We start from the raw sequence: 18,291 nt of genomic DNA, 5'->3' as shown, positions 1-18,291 counted from the left end.
CACTATCCACTGGCGTAACTCTTAAATTAGGAGCCAATATATGAAAGCGTTAGAACTGAAAGTACCGCCTGTATTTGTATTTTTGCTTTGTATTTGCTTTATGTATTGGTTTCATTCATTAGATACGCGGTTTGTTGTGTCACTTCCTTTCTCTAAACTTGTCTTTGCTGCGTGCTTCGTTGCGTCAGGTTATTTTGGTCTTAGTGGTATTTTCGAGTTTAAAAAGGCAAAAACATCAGTACACCCCGTCGATATTCATAAAACTACGACGGTTGTTGATACGGGAGTCTATAGATATAGCCGTAATCCGATGTATTTCGGATTATTACTGTTGTTAGTGGGTTATGGCTATTATTTACAAGACTTGCTAAGTTTGGTGGTCTGCTTAGTTTTTGTCATGTATATGAATAAGTTTCAAATTGGATTGGAAGAGCGGCATCTAAAAGAGAAATTCGGTAAGGACTATACGGATTATAAAAATAGGGTAAGGCGTTGGATATAGCTAGATTACGTAGTAACAAAAAAGCCTCTGCAATTGCAGAGGCTTTTTTGTACAAATTTGGTGCTCGCTACTGGACTCGAACCAGTGACACCTTGCATGTCATGCAAGTACTCTAACCAACTGAGCTAAGCGAGCTTATTGTCTTAAGACGCCGAGAATATTAACCATTCGTTCCAATGAGTTCAAGAAGAATTTTTATATATATGAACTGAGTGTCGTTAATATGACCAGAATGGCGATAACTTGCTCGTTTTTTATATGGAGCTTCTTGATTTCCCTAATAAAAGACTAGCTTTAGTCTTATTAACAAACCAATGCATCCAAGTTTATCTTTGTTAATCTGAGATGACTTCCTTACATGGTTACTCTTTAGCTACACATTAAAACGAAAGAGTACGCCACAATGCGAATAAAGCGATCATTACCCTCCTCAGTTCTTGTATCTTGTATCTCAACCACGATGCTAACAGCTACATCCCTAGCAAATACGTATCCCACTAATTCGCTTGCTCATAGCTATTTGTCGTTTCCACTATTTCAAACAGAAGAATTGATGCTTAGTGAATATTGGGTAAGTGAAAAATTAGACGGTATTAGAGCGTTGTGGACAGGGAAAGTACTTTTGACGAGAAAGGGCACCAAAATAGAAGTGCCAGAATGGTTTACCAAAGGATTCCCCACGTTTAGTGTTGAAGGAGAACTTTGGGCGGGAAGAAAAAATTTCAATGTTGTTCAAAAAACGGTGTTAGATAAAGTTCCAGACAATAAAGCTTGGTCTGAAATTCGATTTATGTTGTTTGACTTACCTAATCACCCTGAAGGTTTTAAACAACGCTATTCGAAACTTACTCAAGTAGTCGATGAGGCTTTATCTGAGTATGTTGGTTTAGTAGAACAAAAAACCTTATCTTCATATGATGAATTATACGCATTAATAAAAAGCACAGAGGAGTCTGGAGCAGAGGGCTTAATGTTAAAAAGAGTCAGTGGCAATAACCATGTAATAAGCAAACCGATAAAAATCAAGAAACACAGTGATGGAGAAGGGAGGCTCATTGACTTTACTGAGGGTAAAGGCAAGTACCAAGGCATGGTAGGGGCACTTGTTTTGCAACTGGATGATGGGAAGATACTTTCTGTAGGATCTGGTCTTTCAGACCAAATGAGAGCGCGTCCGCCAGCATTAGGTGAAATGGTAACGTTTCGTTATAACGGTTATACCAGCACCGGTCTGCCGAAGTTCGCACGCTTTTTGAGAGTGAGAGTACCTGAATAGTGCATGTATTTTTAAAAACAAGGCGAAGAGAAACTCAACGCCTTGTGCGAATATCTTTTATAATACAAATTAGCGAGAGGCAAATTCTAATTGTATATCTGAACTTTGCCTATGCATCCAACGCATTCGAACACTGAGCATGATAGCAGCACTCGTTAAACCAACGATGAATCCAATCCAGTAACCGTAGACGCCCATCATACTTACAATGATGTTTGTTTCCGCTAATACATAACCAGTAGGAAGGCCTAACACCCAGTAAGCGATGAATGTACAGGTAAAGATAGCCTTCATATCTTTGTAGCCCCGAAGGATGCCACCGGCAATGACCTGTACGGAATCGGTAAGTTGATAAATTGCCGCAATAATAAGGAGCTGAGTTGAAATAACAGCCACACTCGGGTCGGAAGTGTATAAGCTGGTTATTTGTTCACGAAACAAAATAGTGAAAATACCGGTGAATACGGCGCAACTAAGACCTAATAATAGGGCGACGTGCGAAGTGACTTTTGCACCATCAATATTTTCTTGGCCTAACCTGTGACCAACCTGAATACTAGCTGCTACACCTATACTCAACGGAAGCATAAATACTAACGATGAAAAGTTAATTGCGACTTGGTGCGCGGCTACTACGGTCGCACCTAAAGGGGCAACCAGTAAAGCGACTATCGCAAACAGGGTAACTTCAAAAAAGAGCGCTAGAGCAACAGGGAGTCCTAGTTTAAATAGTCTAATTTGAGATGCCCATACCGGTTTGTGTGTATGAGCAAAAAGATGAACGTTCTTAAGTTTTGAAGAGACCAAAATATAGACTAACATTGAAATAAACATTAACCAGAATACGATGGCTGTTGCTACACCACAACCAACGCCACCTAATGCAGGCATTCCAAATTTACCGTAAACGAAAGCCCAGTTAAGTGGAATGTTGGCTCCTAAACCTATAAAGCCGATTATCATCGCAGGTTTAGTGACAGCCATACCATCAGTAAAGCTTCGCAACGTTTGGTAAAGTAAGAAAGCAGGGACAGACCAGATGATAGCGTGTATATAGCCAATTGTTTTTTCAGCCATTACAGGGTCAACATCCATCCATGACAAAATAACTTGCGCCTGTAATAACACGATTACGATTGGGATAGTGATAAATAAAGCCAGCCAGAACCCTTGATAAATTTCAAATGGTACTTTGTCGGTTTTACCAGCACCGTTTAGTTGAGCGACGACAGGGACAAGAGCCATTAAAAGTCCAGCACCAAACAATATAGTAGGAAACCATATACTTGAGGCGACCGCGACCGCGGCCATATCGGTAGCACTAACACCGCCTGCCATAATGGTGTCAACGAAGCCCATTCCCGTTTGAGCGACAGAGGCTAGCAAAACAGGTGTTGCTAGTGAAATTAATTTTTTGGCTTCTTTCTTATAACGGTGCAAGTACTTCTCCAAATGACGATTCGATATTAACTGACTGGCTAGCATGATAAAGAAATGTCATCATGTTAACCATGGTAAAATTACCTTTATGTCAATCTAACGAAGATTACATTTATGTCGCTAGGAATACTTTTAGCCAAAATGTTTAAATGCAACTGAATTTTATTGGAAATCCAAATGTTTACAGGAATAGTTTCAGGTACCGCTAAAGTTGTATCAATAGTTAAAAAGCCGTCTTTTCAAACTCACATAATAGAACTAGAAGACTCAATGCTTTTTGGTTTAAAAAGGGGCGCATCAGTTGCGCACAATGGTTGCTGTTTAACCGTTACAGAAATTCAAGGCAACTTAGTTTCATTCGATCTAATGCAAGCAACGTTACAGCATACTAACCTTGGAGTTCTGGACGAAGGCGATTTTGTTAACATAGAGAGAGCCGCAAAATTTGGAGATGAGATTGGTGGGCATAACATGTCTGGTCATATTTCCCTTACTGCAACGATTAGTTGTATTGAAACGAGTGAAAACAATCGCACGATTTGGTTTCGTTTAGAAAAAGATAAAATGAAATATGTGTTAGCAAAAGGCTATATTGGAATAGACGGGTGTTCACTTACCATTGGTGAAGTGAGAGAACACGAATTTTGTGTCCATTTAATACCAGAAACGATGCAAAGAACGTTATTTGGATGTAGAAAGAAGGGTGAAAGAGTCAACATCGAATTCGATCCACAAACTCAAGCGATTGTGGATACAGTAGAGCGAGTGCTAGCCAATCAATTTTCTTGAGTTATTGTGGACAAAACTTGTTCAGCCTCGTCCAAATAATGACCGCCAAATAAGTTGCAATGGTTAAGTATATGGTAAAGGTTGTAAATATTTTTTCTGTCCCGGTATCCCAAGTCTATAGGGGATATGCTGTTGTAACCTTTATAGAACTGAGGGGTTAAACTTCCAAACAGTTCAGTCATTGCGATGTCGCATTCTCTATCTCCCCAATAACAGGCGGGATCGTAACAAATGGGGCCAAAAGGCGAATTGGCTACGTTCCCAGACCATAAATCACCATGTAGCAAAGATGGTTTTGGGTTGTGGCTAATAAGCTGCTCATTTATTTGCGAAACTATATCGCTGATGTTACCGAAGCTGATCCCTTTTTCTGCTAACAATTGTAATTGCCAACCAATCCTTTGTTCAGAGAAAAAGCGAGACCATTTTTTGTTCCAAGAATTGGGTTGTAGGGTTGAACCGATAAAATTATCGGTGTCGAAGCCATATTCTTTCTGTTCGCCCCACAAATGAAGCATCGCCAATTTAACTCCAAATTCATAACTTGATTTCTCATCATCTAATGGTTTAGTCGGAAGATAATTCAGAATAATAAAAGAATTGTGCTTACTTTTACCGATATGGACAAGCTCAGGAACGTAGACAGTGTTGGTTTCTCGTAGTTTCTTGAGGTTGTCTGCTTCTACTTCGAATCTATTGACAAATTCGCGAGTATTGCATTTAACAAAATACCTTTGTTCACCATCACTTATCATGTAGCACTCACTGATATCACCTCCATCTAATTTAGATTTTTCGGCAATTTTGAAATCAAACAGCAGAGTGTCCGACAGTTGTTTTGCGATTGCTTGCCACATAGATGACCTCATAGAGATGATTACCAATATAAATAGTCTAGAACAAATTTAGAATAGCGGAAAAATCTTTTATGATTTAGAGGTTTACTTATTGACTCATCTCAAAAAAACACAACAAGCTTGCGCCATTTATGTTAGAGATAGTGTTTATTAATGTGTTGATTCGTTAACCTGTTCACGTGCATTAGTGACAGTAGTTTAAAGTTGGCAATTTTTAGTTATACTGAATAAGTGGTAACATCGAATTCAATGACTTATTATTAATTTAACAACGTTTTTAAATGAATTTTTCAACCGATATGATGGGGTTAAGAAGTGGTAGTAGACACAGATGGATATTTAGCACTGATAGAACACTTAACTTTTAATTTGGATGTATTTACGTCGAAAGATGGAGATACTGGTGAAGAGACAGTTGAAGATGTTGTTACTGATATGATTGCTTCAAATATTATGGCGATATTCGATCAAAACCCAGAACTTCACTCCAGTGTTAGGTTCAAGCTTCTGAAAGAGGCCGATTTAGTGATGGCTGATTTAGGTGAAGTATTGGCCGGGGCTTGGAGAAAAAAGCGACCAATGAACAGATAGCTTTTCTTGACGAATATATCGCTCTAATGAAAAACTTATTCGATAGTGCGATAGGAAAGTACGATTAATTCACTCGCCTAACCTGCCAAAAAACAGACGCCCAGTACGGATTATTCAATCGAGAAATAATTACTCCTTTCGATGTGGAGGCGTGCATGAAATGCTGGTCATCTAAATAAATACCGACGTGTCTATCTTTATGGGTTGTTTTAAAAAACACTAAATCACCGCTTTTTGCTTGTGATAACTTTATTTTAGTGCCTAACTTACTTTGTTCATATGTTGTTCTTGGTAGATATCTATTTTCTGTTTCTAAATAAATTCTTTGTACGAACGCTGAGCAATCAACGCCATTTTTACTGTCACCCCCATACTTATATGGTGTCCCTTGCCACGTATCGAATGGCTGCTTATATATAGAGTTACTTTCTTTTATAAAAATGGATTGAGCTGAATTAGCAAGTGTTGATGGGGCGTTACTTTGTTTGTGGCTAGAGCATGCGGAAAACAAAAAAGCGGATATTAATATAATTATTGCTCGTGGTTTATAGTACATAAGAACATCCTATAGGGTGATTACTTTTTAGCTAGTTTAGTATTATTAAATCTTACTCGCTTATTTGCCACTCAGCTTGCCGTTATTGTTAGCTTAATCTAAAAAAAGGCTCTAATACAATCATTAGGGCCTCTAAATTAGCTTAATATTAAAATTGAATAACGCCTATCGTTTCTTTCTAGAAAAAATAGTCCACTCTTCAAGAATTTCACTGTTATATCCGACCACTGTGGCAACAACACGACGATTTAAAGCATGTGCCAGTTCAGATTCGCCCGTATCGATTAGATCAGAGTCACCATGTCCAATTATTTTCACTCGATTATAGCTAACACCGGCATCAATCAGGCTTTGTTTTACTTCATTTGCTCTCTTTTTGGAAAGCTCAAGGTTATATTCCGGATTGCCAACTTTACTTGCATACCCTTGCAGCTCTATCGAGGTTTCAGGATATTGATTTAAAAACCCAGACATACTAGCTATCTCATTAACAAACGCAGGGCTAATAGTTGATGAATCATTTTGGAACAACACTTTTAGTTGTAACTCACTGGCTGCTTTGATTTTTGCCCCACAGCCGACATTATCGACTTGAGATAGAGGAACAGTGTCTAAGCATTTATCTCTAGCGTTAATCACGCCATCTTTGTCGTCGTCTTGTAAATCTGCAATTTGGTCAGCGACCGGTGCTTCAATATAGTCAAACTGGTCTTCCGCCTGGGCCGATAGTGTTAAACCAGCTGTGAGCAGAGATAACAGAATTGTAGAACTTTTCATTTATTCTCTCCTCAGTAATCCGCTTCTTGATTCCATTCGTCAGGTGTGTCGACCATCAATGAATCTAATAATATTCCGCAAGCATTAAGCACTCGATATTTAGCATACTGCTCTTCAAAGTGTGCATTCAGGTATTCTTTACGAGCCTCGAACAATTCGTTTTCTGTATTTAAAACATCTAATAACGTTCGTTGACCGATTCTATACTGCTTTTCATAGGCGATCGCGGTATCAGAAGCCGAATCGACGTGGTCGGCTAAAAACTCTTTCTGTTGCAAGGTTAAATCTAGCGCACTCCATGCCAAGTGGAGGCTCTCTTCAAGTTGACGATGAGAGTTATCGCGTAAATCTTTCGCTTTGTTAAGTTGATACGCCATTCTATCTTGATCCGCAGAATCAGAGCCACCGTTGTAGAGGTTATAACGCATACGTAGCATTGCCGATAATTCGTCTCTATTTCCTACTTCACCGGCAGCATCATCGTACCAAGTTTGGGCTGCTTCAATAGAAAATGTTGGGTAGTTAGTACCCTCAGCTTGCTTGTACTGGTATTTTGCCGCTTCTACATCTGAAGCTGCAACCTTAATAACAGGATGGTTTTCATCCGCTATTTTGTTGGCTTGCTCAAGAGATAGTGGTAGTGAATCTTGGTCTGCTCTAGGAAAAACTAAACCCTGGGGGGTTTGTCCTACTATGCGAGTAAATTGGGTGTGTGTATCAAAAATATTGTTTTGAGCAGCAAGCAAATTACTGTGTGCGTTAGCTAAACGTGCTTCTACTTGAGATAGATCGGCTGTAGACCCGATACCCGAATCAACGCGTCGTTTGATATCTTTGTATATACGTTTATGGGTTTTTAAGTTGTCTTCAGAAAGTTTTAGCACTTCTTTTGCTTTAACCGCATCTAAATAGACATCAGACACTTCTAACGCTTTATCTTGTGCGTCTGCAATTAATTGAAAACGCATTGACTCGGCTTCAGCTGCCGTTCTATCCATGTCATTAAGCGTTGAGGAACCATCCCAAAGTAATTGAGTAAGGCTTAAGGTCGCATCTTTTCTCGTTAGTTCAGTGGTATCACCCGTTGCAGGGTTAACCCTCTCGTAACCAACACCTGCGTCAAGATCTACCGTTGGAAGATAGTTACCTCCCGACGATCTGCGTTGCTCTACATAGCTCTTATAATCATTAAATGAACTTTTAATTTCTGGGTTTGAGGCGAGAGTTATTGCTATCGCTTGTTCCAACGATTGGCTATGGGCAGGTAAACTCATTGCGACACAGGCAGCGAGAGTCGCTAAACGAATCCTTTTCAAAATTTGTTCTCCTACATTTTAATAGCGTTATTATATCCACGAAAAGCCGTCTTAAATATGAGAATATCAAGATAAATGAGTAATTTAACGGCCAATATCTCATTAATACAAATTATTAAAAATATTTTAACAGTTAAATGTGGTTTTAGCGGTATTTTTTTGTAAATCGTTAGAATATTTTTGGTTTTTGGTAGAGCGTTGCGTCTCTTTAATTTGCTGATTTTAGTCGATAATGGCGTGATTAATCAAAATTTAGGAAGCTTTTCTATCTCACATTTAATAAATAGATAAAAAAGGTTGCGATGTGTTGCATTTTACCTGTCACTTTGTGGCCTTGGTTCCATTTTACTGCTAAATTTTAATGTTGCAAGATACCAATTTTAGAATTGTCTTATATTCAATCGTTGGCATATATATTGCCAGATTGCTTAGAAAGGAACAACGAATGAACGCACTTATTGGCGCTATCGCAGGTAGCAAATACTTTATTGTTATCGATAAAAACGGAAATCTTAAAACGATTACCGATATTCAAGACGCTAAACCGGGAGAGGTCCTATTGACTAAAGGGGATTCCCCGATGATGTCTGATGCGGTGATCCAAGCGGAACTAGTTGAAGAAGATGGCAACAGAGCGCCAATAGATGCTCAAAACGAAATAGATCAAATTTTCGCGCAGATTGCTGAAGGGCAAGATCCGACCCAGTTGGGCGAAGAGTTTGCAACTGCTGCCGGTTTATCGGAGGGTTCTTCTGCAACTCCGATGGCTGTTGTATCGAGAGATGCGTTAGCAGTAATGGCATCTACCGCTTTTGATACTACAGGTATTGAGTCACAGGGGCTTTCTAGAACACAGTCTCTTCAGTTACTTCAGCAATTTATCAATCAAGCTCCAACAGTCACATTATCGAATTTAGTAGAAAGCCTCGATGAAAATACTTCAACTACAGGAACAATTCGCGTAGCCGATATCGACATAACCGATGACCAACAAGGTACTAATGTATTATCTCTATCAGGTGCGGATGCAGATAATTTCGTTATTGTTGAGGTATCTGACGGTGTCTTTGAATTACATTTAAAAGCAGGTGTAACACTCGACTTTGAAACCCTTTCAAGTATGGACGTGACTGTTGAAGTTAGTGATGCAGGGCTTAGTGATAGCCCGCTTGACAACGACTCGATGACACTTGATGTCAATGACATTAATGAAGCGCCGACGGTTTCACTTTCAAACATTGTCACAAACATAGACGAAAACAGCTCGACAGAGACGAGTATAAAAATCGCCGATATCGAAATATCGGACGATGGTCTTGGTGAAAATGAACTCTCATTATCAGGTGTGGATGCAGACAACTTTATTATTGTTGAGGTATCCGACGGCGTCTTCGAATTACACCTAAAAGCGGGTGTTGAACTTGATTTTGAAACACTGTCAAGTATGGACGTAACGGTAGATATTAAAGACGAAACCATCAGTGATGAGGTTTTAGATTCCGTCGACACGACACTGGATGTGAATGATCTTAATGAAGCGCCGACGGTTTCACTTTCAAACATTGTCACAAACATAGACGAAAACAGCTCGACAGAGACGAGCATAAAAATCGCAGACATCGAAATATCGGACGATGGTCTTGGTGAAAATGAACTCTCATTATCAGGTGCGGATGCAGATAATTTCGTTATTGTTGAGGTATCCGACGGCGTCTTCGAATTGCACCTAAAAGCGGGTGTTGAACTTGATTTTGAAACACTGTCAAGTATGGACGTAACGGTAGATATTAAAGACGAAACCATCAGTGATGAGGTTTTAGATTCCGCCGACACGACACTGGATGTGAATGATCTTAATGAAGCGCCGACGGTTTCACTTTCAAACATTGTCATAAACATAGACGAAAACAGCTCGACAGAGACGAGCATAAAAATCGCCGACATCGAAATATCGGACGATGGTCTTGGTGAAAATGAACTCTCATTATCAGGTGCGGATGCAGATAATTTCGTTATTGTTGAGGTATCCGACGGTGTCTTTGAATTACATTTAAAAGCAGGTGTAACACTCGACTTTGAATCCCTTTCAAGTATGGACGTGACTGTTGAAATTAGTGATGCAGGGCTTAGTGATAGCCCGCTTGACAACGACTCGATGACACTTGATGTCAATGACATTAATGAAGCGCCGACGGTTTCACTTTCAAACATTGTCACAAACATAGACGAAAACAGCTCGACAGAGACGAGTATAAAAATCGCCGACATCGAAATATCGGACGATGGTCTTGGTGAAAATGAACTCTCATTGTCAGGTGTGGATGCAGACAACTTTATTATTGTTGAGGTATCCGACGGCGTCTTCGAATTGCACCTAAAAGCGGGTGTTGAACTTGATTTTGAAACACTGTCAAGTATGGACGTAACGGTAGATATTAAAGACGAAACCATCAGTGATGAGGTTTTAGATTCCGCCGACACGACACTGGATGTGAATGATCTTAATGAAGCGCCGACGGTTTCACTTTCAAACATTGTCACAAACATAGACGAAAACAGCTCGACAGAGACGAGCATAAAAATCGCAGACATCGAAATATCGGACGATGGTCTTGGTGAAAATGAACTCTCATTATCAGGTGCGGATGCAGACAACTTTATTATTGTTGAGGTATCCGACGGCGTCTTCGAATTGCACCTAAAATCGGGTGTTGAACTTGATTTTGAAACACTGTCAAGTATGGACGTAACGGTAGATATTAAAGACGAAACCATCAGTGATGAGGTTTTAGATTCCGCCGACACGACACTGGATGTGAATGATCTTAATGAAGCGCCGACGGTTTCACTTTCAAACATTGTCACAAACATAGACGAAAACAGCTCGACAGAGACGAGCATAAAAATCGCAGACATCGAAATATCGGACGATGGTCTTGGTGAAAATGAACTCTCATTATCAGGCGCGGATGCAGACAACTTTACTATTGTTGAGGTATCCGACGGCGTCTTCGAATTACACCTAAAAGCGGGTGTTGAACTTGATTTTGAAACACTGTCAAGTATGGACGTAACGGTAGATATTAAAGACGAAACCATCAGTGATGAGGTTTTAGATTCTGCAGACACGACATTAAATGTGAATGATCTTAATGAAGCGCCGACTGCATCCGATAATAAATTGGTTGTTGATGAAGATAACGCCTATCAATTTACTGCTGGAGACTTTGGTTTTAGAGATGTAGATGAAGGTGACACACTAAGTTTTATTAAGATCACGGAATTGCCAGAAGAAGGCATCCTTTACTACGATGGTGAGGAAATTACGTCACTACCTAGCGGTGGTTTAGATATTTCAGCTGAAAATATAAGCTTATTAACTTATCAAGGCGGCGAAAACGAAAGCGGTACTGATTACGCCAGTTTTGAGTTTCAAGTGAGTGATGGAGAGTTATTGAGTGACACTCATACTATCCAGTTTGATATTGATCCAGTAGCCGATGCGGTAATACTTTCTCTTGATTCAACACCAAGCATTAGCTCTACAATCGATTTTGAGAAAATCAACTTAAGTGGTAGTTCTTGGACAAGCTCGGGAGAAGCGAGTGCATACAACCCTGAAGGTTCTGCTTTAACGTGGGGAACAGATAATACAGACAGTTTATTCGAAGTAGGTAAAGCGAGCACTTACGGTGCTGGTTCGAATACTGATCAAATTATGGAACTCGAAGGTGATAAAGGTGACCGTACACTAACCGCCACTTTCAACGAATCCGCTGAATTACAGGCGGGAGATACATTCCAAATTGATTTTGATATAGCCGCTCGTCGTATCAACTCAGATACCGATTCTGACGCAACATTAAAACTTGTTTATACCATTGACGGAAAAGAGGTCGAGCAACTTCTTTATGTGTTTGACCCCTCTGAACCAAAAAATTGGGAGACCGGAAAGGTCACTTTTGCCATACCTGAAGGTGAAGGAAGTAACTACAAATTAGTATTTGAAAGCGGCGACGTTAATTCCAATGACACCTATGGGGCGTTACTTGATGATATTAGTGTGACTTCGTTAGTTAACACTGGATATGAAGGGTCTTCAATTAACCTTAACCCAATTAGTGCCTCTGTAACTGACCCGTCAGAACAACTACATGTTGAGCTTTCTGGTCTACCTGCGGGAAGTACTGTAACCGATGGTGACGGAAATACAGCCACTGCAAATAGTGAAGGCAACTACGATATATCAGCATTGAACCTTGATACTTTACGTGTTGAAGTACCAGGTGACAGTGCCGAAACCTATGAAATAACGGTTACTGCCTACTCAGAAGAATCAGATGGTCAATTTGGACCAGAATCTACAACTACCTTCAATTTGACTGTACTGGAAGCAAATAGTGCTCCTGAATTTATAGGCGATTCTCCTGAATATACAGACGAAGGTTACAATTTCGCCTATAACGAGAACAGCCTAGCTGGTGATGTAATTGGTACTGTAGAAGCTCAAGATCTCGATGGTGATTCGGTTGAATACACGATAACGGGTGGCAACACCTATGGTTGGTTTGCAATTAATGCGGCTGGTCAAATTACCTTAACTACGACAGGAGCTGAAGCTGCAGCGAACAACTATGAAGATGCAAGCCAACTGAATGTGCACGAATTAGTCATTATGGCAGAAGATGGTGCTGGTGGCGTTGCTCAGGTTGACGTTGTGTTAAGTGAATTGGATGTTGATGAGATTTACGGTAACGATGGCGACGATCAAGGCAGCGAAATAGCAGGCCCAAGCATCGCATTGACGGACGAGTCGGGCAACGAGCTGATAAGCGGCACTGAAAATGCGAACATCACCTTGACCTTAGGTGAAGGCACCACTAATGGCTTGTCTGGCGTAAGCGGGTTAGAAGTAACGGATTCAAGCACAGGTAAGATAGCGCTGACTTTGGTTGAAGTGAGTGACCAGTGGGTGGCGCGTGTGGACGGCACCGATTACACGGTAACGGACAACGGCAACAACAGTTACACCATCGAAGGTGTGGACGTGAGTGACCTCGCGGACGGTACCTTAACCGCGAACGCTAGCTTTACCGACCAAGATGGCAATGTCGCGCAAGACAGTGAACCATCGGACACGGTGTTCAGCGATACAGTCGAGAAAGACACCGAATACGGCAACGATGGCGACGATCAAGGCAGCGAAATAGCAGGCCCAAGCATCGCATTGACGGACGAGTCGGGCAACGAGCTGATAAGCGGCGCTGAAAATGCGAACATCACCTTGACCTTAGGTGAAGGCACCACTAATGGTTTGTCTGGCGTAAGCGGGTTAGAAGTAACGGATTCAAGTACAGGTAAGATAGCGCTGACTTTGGTTGAAGTGAGTGACCAGTGGGTGGCGCGTGTGGACGGCACCGATTACACGGTAACGGACAACGGCAACAACAGTTACACCATCGAAGGTGTGGACGTGAGTGACCTCGCGGACGGTACCTTAACCGCGAACGCTAGCTTTACCGACCAAGATGGCAATGTCGCGCAAGACAGTGAACCATCGGACACGGTGTTCAGCGATACAGTCGAGAAAGACACCGAATACGGTGATGATGGCGACGATCAAGGCAGCGAAATAGCAGGCCCAAGCATCGCATTGACGGACGAGTCGGGCAACGAGCTGATAAGCGGCACTGAAAATGCGAACATCACCTTGACCTTAGGTGAAGGCACCACGAATGGCTTGTCTGGCGTAAGCGGATTAGAAGTAACGGATTCAAGCACAGGTAAGATAGCGCTGACTTTGGTTGAAGTGAGCGACCAGTGGGTGGCGCGTGTGGACGGCACCGATTACACGGTAACGGACAACGGCAACAACAGTTACACCATCGAAGGTGTGGACGTGAGTGATCTCGCGGACGGTACCTTAACCGCGAACGCTAGCTTTACCGACCAAGATGGTAATGTCGCGCAAGACAGTGAACCATCGGACACGGTGTTCAGCGATACAGTCGAGAAAGACACCGAATACGGTAACGATGGCGACGATCAAGGCAGCGAAATAGCAGGCCCAAGCATCGCATTGACGGACGAGTCGGGCAACGAGCTGATAAGCGGCACTGAAAATGCGAACATCACCTTGACCTTAGGTGAAGGCACCACTAATGGTTTGTCTGGCGTAAGCGGGTTAGAAGTAACGGATTCAAGTACAGGTAAGATAGCGCTGACTTTGGTTGAAGTGAGTGACCAGTGGGTGGCGCGTGTGGACGGCATCGATTACACGGTAACGGACAACGGCAACAACAGTTACACCATCGAAGGTGTGGACGTGAGTGACCTCGCGGACGGTACGTTAACCGCGAACGCTAGCTTTACCGACCAAGATGGTAATGTCGCGCAAGACAGTGAACCATCGGACACGGTGTTCAGCGACACGGTAGAAAAAGACACTGTATCGTCACCCCCACCAGCCATAACAAACATCGCGGACGACTCCGTGGCTAGCGACTATAGCGTGGTAACCATTTCCGGAACAGGTGAGCCTGGGTCAACTATTCTGTTGTTTGACGAAACGGTGGACCGCGGTCAAGAAGCTGGAAAGGAACCAGTCAACGGCAGCACTGCTATTGTTGTAACTGCAGACGGTACTTGGAGTTGGACCTTTAACTCAAGTGATGTCAAGAACTTTGGAACTAACGATAACGATTTGATTCACGCTATTCAGGTAGATGAAGTTGGTAATAGCAGCGATTCTACTGAAAAAGTTCATTACTTCCACGGTAATTGGGTTAACACAGAAACCGAAGCTTCAGATGACTATGCGTTGTTAGGTGAGGGAGATGATACGATTCAAATTAACGATGACGATGCTAATGATCGCGTTGTTATTGATGGAGGTGCAGGGGACGATACAGCGGTATTTAACCTTAATTCTGATGAAGTAACCATAAGTCGAAACGCGCAAGGTGAAGTCGTTGTTACTGAAAATACCGTGAATGGCGTAGTGGGCGATACAAATATACTTCGAGAATTTGAAGAGCTTCAATTCAGAGATGGTGTAACTATTGATCTTGTTAACCCGACAGTAACAGATTTTGAAATTACACCAGAAGGTAACTTCACGTTTGATGATGGGCAGTCAACTACCGATGAATCCTATGTAAAAGACTTTGAAGATGATCTTGATGGCCTACCAGTAAATGTTGAAGTTGTATCTGGCCCTAGATATGGTCAGTTAGAGCAAGTGACGGATCAAGGCAGTAATCCTACCGAGCAAACAGAGTACAACTATGTACAAGATGATGCTGTAACTATCGCTGGTAAATTAAGTTTTTCTGCACAGAATTATGCAGATAGTGTAAGTGGTGACACTCCAGAACTTGTTATACCTAACTCCTTGGTTTCTATTAAAGCTGGTACGTTCTCTGGTCAAGCACCAACTAATGATACAGATTTGAATTATGACGCTGATATTACGTATGACGCGGGTACATCAAGCAAACCAGAACTTGGGTTTGGTGTAAACGGGAACGAGATCAATGTTACTGCTAAGGAATTCATTTCTGTAGATTACACTGCTGCGAATGCATCAATTAATTCCGCTCAATTGCACTTTGGCAGTATATGGAATCATTACGATAAAGATAACAATCAGAAAGACGCGCAGATTGAAGTTATCGCTATTGATACAGAAGGTAACGAACATCGTTATAGTTTTGATGATGATACAAACGATGCCGTTTATGACGGTACGGGTAACTTTAGCCCTACTATAAATGCACCAGAAGGTGTGTCTTTTGTAGAGTTTAGAGTGTTCGTTATACAAGGTAATGAACAAAACGCTGTTGTTGGTGCTGATTCAAATATTGTTTTGATTGGGATAGACGTTATTTCGGCTAATGTATCGGATTCATTTACGTATCGAGCAATAGATAATGATGGAAACGCAAGCGACTCAGTTGCTACTGTTACGGTAGGAGAGTCTCTTGTAAATAAAGACGATATTGCACCAAGCGTTGCAATTACATCGGATTCATCAATAGTTAAACAAGGCGATATTATTGCATTAACACTGACGTTCAGTGAAGCGGTTAGTGGCTTGGAGATAGAAGATATAAATGTTTCTAACAGCGGTGGTGCAGTGAGCAATCTCGTACAAGACGACGCTAATCCAAGCGTTTGGTATGCAGAGTTCAGCCCTGCTAATAATCTAGATGAAACAGTGGAAATATCTGTCGTCGGGCAAGATTATCAAGACCTATCGGGTAACAATGGTACAGATAGCAACACGCTGTCGCTTACTGTCGACACGTTAGCCCCGGATACTCCTACCGTTGATACATTGGACACTTATGATGTGACACCAACGATTACAGGAACATATGACGATTCAGATGCGCAAGGCGGATTAAAAGTCACAGTGAATGGCAAGACTTACGTTCTTGGAACTGACAATGAGTTAACGGTATCTGCAGGTGGTAAATGGTCGTTAGGCGTTAGCGACAACCTTGTTAGCGGAGTGTATGATGTTGAGGTTCAAACGACAGACAAAGTCGGTAATGTTACCTCTGACAGCACGGACAATGAAGTAACGATAAATGATAATATCGCACCAATTATTGACTTGAGTGGACTTGATTATCAACTCGACTTTAATGGTTCTAGTGCAGCGTATCATAACGTGTTTGGTTACTATACTCTCGATAGCGAGGGAAACCCAGTAAACCCACAATTGTTGATTGATGATTCTCGTGGTCCAAATGCTCCTAACGAAGGGGTATTATTGGAGCTACCAAATTCAGATGTTCATTATTTCTTAATTGCTAATGGGGCACTGTCTCTTACGTCTGCAGTAAATGCTAATCCAGGAGATAGCCTTAGCTTCAATGATTCTGGCGACTTGGTCTATGGCAATACGTCATTTGACAATGTCTTTTTATCTCATGACGAAGACAGCGGTTCTGCTAATTTCAGAGTGACAAACATTGATGAAAATGGCTCTATTTTAATTGAAATAGAGGATGGCGGTGGACTAGATTATGATGATTTAGTGGTCACACTACGTCCAAATTACGATAGCGTAAATTCAGGTTACCAAGTTATAAGCAATGAAGGTTCTCTTGTTGGAATCGTTGATAGTGATGTTTCCATTACCGATGATGGGAATATCCGCCGCGTGCAATTTGTCCTTACCAATGGTGAATTTGGAGATGCGCTCTCTATCGATCCTAATGATTTGCCCGAAGGTTTTGTGTTTGAAGAGTCAGGAGCGAACACATGGCTATTGACCAATGAAACGGGAGCATCGCCAGACGACTTCGAATTGGTTTTAAAAGACGTCATGTTTGGTACAATAAGCCCAATATCTTCAGAGCGAAATATTGAGATATCGGTATTTGATATGTCGGACAATGTCTCTAATACGGCGGTAAGTTCGGTTCAAGTTGCACCTGCTAGTAATTACTATAATTATATTGAAGGTACTGAAGCACACGATAACGGAAATGGTCAGGGTCAAGGAGATCCCTCACCACAGTTAGTTGGTGGCAATGGTAACGATTATATTGATGGTAAAGACGGCAATGATGATTTATACGGTGGGTTAGGGAGCGATATTCTTGTTGGCGGTTTAGGTCATGATAGCTTGTATGGTGGAGTAATTCCAAATGGTGAAAAAGGTCAAAAAGATGATGATATCGATGATGGTGTAGATATTTTTGTTTGGGATTCTAAAACAGCGGGTAGTGGAAATGATGAAAAAGATACTATACATGACTTTGAATTTGGGAAAGACAAAATTTATCTCGGTGATCTTATAGACATAAAAGACGATGGTACAATAGACAAACTATTAGACACCGTCAGTGTGTCATCTCATGGTCAAGGCGTAGACATTAACGTAATTCATGCAGGTGGAACACAGACCATTTTCATTGACAATGTGAGATCAGACTTTGATAGTTCTGAGAATCACCTAGACTTTTTAAATACATTGATCAAACCGGTTATCCACGACTAAACAATCAGAAAGGGGCTCTTAAGAGCCCTTTTTTATTGTCAGTCTTAAACTACCTTCTATTAAGATGGTTATCGTTCTTTAGAACTATGCCCGAGGAATGCCCATGTTAAAAATACGTTTGATTTGTGGCTAAATAAACGGAGAAAACTAATAATGTATACAGATGTGAATC

General features: G+C 41.3%; 9 protein-coding genes, 1 tRNA gene and 1 pseudogene. 5 read left to right on the top strand and 6 right to left on the bottom strand.

The genetic code is table 11. The features are described from left to right. Positions 1–40: 40 nt before the first annotated feature. A complete protein-coding gene (locus PGX00_RS09865) occupies positions 41–502 on the top strand; it encodes a methyltransferase family protein (RefSeq protein ID WP_272135734.1) in 462 nt (153 codons plus the stop codon). Positions 503–560: 58 nt separating this feature from the next. On the opposite strand, the gene PGX00_RS09860 is transcribed toward PGX00_RS09865, so the two are convergent. Then, positions 561–637, bottom strand: a tRNA-Val gene (locus PGX00_RS09860). A gap of 268 nt (positions 638–905) precedes the next feature. Here PGX00_RS09860 and PGX00_RS09855 point away from each other — a divergent pair. Further along, the gene (locus tag PGX00_RS09855) at positions 906–1,778 is read left to right on the top strand and encodes a DNA ligase (protein ID WP_272135732.1); all 873 of its coding nucleotides are present in this window, start codon (positions 906–908) and stop codon (positions 1,776–1,778) included. A 69-nt stretch (positions 1,779–1,847) separates the two neighbouring features. Here PGX00_RS09855 and PGX00_RS09850 read toward each other — a convergent pair whose 3' ends face one another. Further along, the gene (locus tag PGX00_RS09850; RefSeq protein WP_272135730.1) at positions 1,848–3,218 is read right to left on the bottom strand and encodes an MATE family efflux transporter; all 1,371 of its coding nucleotides are present in this window, start codon (positions 3,216–3,218) and stop codon (positions 1,848–1,850) included. A 177-nt stretch (positions 3,219–3,395) separates the two neighbouring features. On the opposite strand from PGX00_RS09850, the gene PGX00_RS09845 reads away from it, so the two are divergent. Beyond that, positions 3,396–4,007, top strand: a complete 612-nt coding sequence (locus PGX00_RS09845; RefSeq protein WP_272135728.1) for a riboflavin synthase subunit alpha — start codon at positions 3,396–3,398, stop codon at positions 4,005–4,007. Here PGX00_RS09845 and PGX00_RS09840 read toward each other — a convergent pair. Beyond that, positions 3,995–4,864, bottom strand: coding sequence for a fructosamine kinase family protein (locus tag PGX00_RS09840; protein ID WP_272135726.1), 870 nt, complete (start codon positions 4,862–4,864; stop codon positions 3,995–3,997). The two genes, PGX00_RS09845 and PGX00_RS09840, sit on opposite strands and share 13 nt — an antisense overlap. A gap of 315 nt (positions 4,865–5,179) precedes the next feature. Between PGX00_RS09840 and PGX00_RS09835 the strand changes: the two are divergent. Then, positions 5,180–5,523 (top strand): annotated as a pseudogene (locus tag PGX00_RS09835) (DUF3802 family protein). Here PGX00_RS09835 and PGX00_RS09830 read toward each other — a convergent pair. The 3 genes from PGX00_RS09830 to PGX00_RS09820 form a co-directional block, all read right to left on the bottom strand. Continuing rightward, positions 5,520–6,011 carry a C40 family peptidase gene (locus tag PGX00_RS09830; RefSeq protein ID WP_272135724.1) on the bottom strand — a complete coding sequence of 164 codons (492 nt, stop codon included), beginning with the start codon at positions 6,009–6,011 and terminating at the stop codon, positions 5,520–5,522. The pseudogene PGX00_RS09835 and the gene PGX00_RS09830 overlap by 4 nt on opposite strands. 165 nt (positions 6,012–6,176) lie before the next feature. Next, complete coding sequence (locus tag PGX00_RS09825; protein WP_272135721.1) at positions 6,177–6,788, bottom strand: OmpA family protein; 612 nt, start codon at positions 6,786–6,788, stop codon at positions 6,177–6,179. A gap of 11 nt (positions 6,789–6,799) precedes the next feature. Then, positions 6,800–8,062 (bottom strand): TolC family outer membrane protein, encoded by a 1,263-nt coding sequence (locus tag PGX00_RS09820; protein WP_272138015.1) that lies wholly within the window; start codon positions 8,060–8,062, stop codon positions 6,800–6,802. A 487-nt stretch (positions 8,063–8,549) separates the two neighbouring features. Here PGX00_RS09820 and PGX00_RS09815 point away from each other — a divergent pair, with 487 nt between their 5' ends. After that, complete coding sequence (locus tag PGX00_RS09815; protein ID WP_272135719.1) at positions 8,550–18,119, top strand: Ig-like domain-containing protein; 9,570 nt, start codon at positions 8,550–8,552, stop codon at positions 18,117–18,119. The last annotated feature ends 172 nt before the right edge of the window (positions 18,120–18,291 follow it).

The sequence above is a fragment of the Vibrio algarum genome (genome assembly GCF_028204155.1).
Lineage (GTDB): Bacteria > Pseudomonadota > Gammaproteobacteria > Enterobacterales > Vibrionaceae > Vibrio > Vibrio algarum.
This window is presented reverse-complemented; position numbering and strand designations above follow the sequence as displayed.

Bases quoted from the DNA above. Each gene is read 5' to 3' on its own strand.
- PGX00_RS09865 (WP_272135734.1), top strand. From the start codon at position 41: ATGAAAGCGTTAGAACTGAAAGTACCGCCTGTATTTGTATTTTTGCTT.
- PGX00_RS09855 (WP_272135732.1), top strand. From the start codon at position 906: ATGCGAATAAAGCGATCATTACCCTCCTCAGTTCTTGTATCTTGTATC.
- PGX00_RS09845 (WP_272135728.1), top strand. From the start codon at position 3,396: ATGTTTACAGGAATAGTTTCAGGTACCGCTAAAGTTGTATCAATAGTT.
- PGX00_RS09840 (WP_272135726.1), bottom strand. From the start codon at position 4,864: ATGTGGCAAGCAATCGCAAAACAACTGTCGGACACTCTGCTGTTTGAT.
- PGX00_RS09830 (WP_272135724.1), bottom strand. From the start codon at position 6,011: ATGTACTATAAACCACGAGCAATAATTATATTAATATCCGCTTTTTTG.
- PGX00_RS09825 (WP_272135721.1), bottom strand. From the start codon at position 6,788: ATGAAAAGTTCTACAATTCTGTTATCTCTGCTCACAGCTGGTTTAACA.
- PGX00_RS09820 (WP_272138015.1), bottom strand. From the start codon at position 8,062: ATGAGTTTACCTGCCCATAGCCAATCGTTGGAACAAGCGATAGCAATA.
- PGX00_RS09815 (WP_272135719.1), top strand. From the start codon at position 8,550: ATGAACGCACTTATTGGCGCTATCGCAGGTAGCAAATACTTTATTGTT.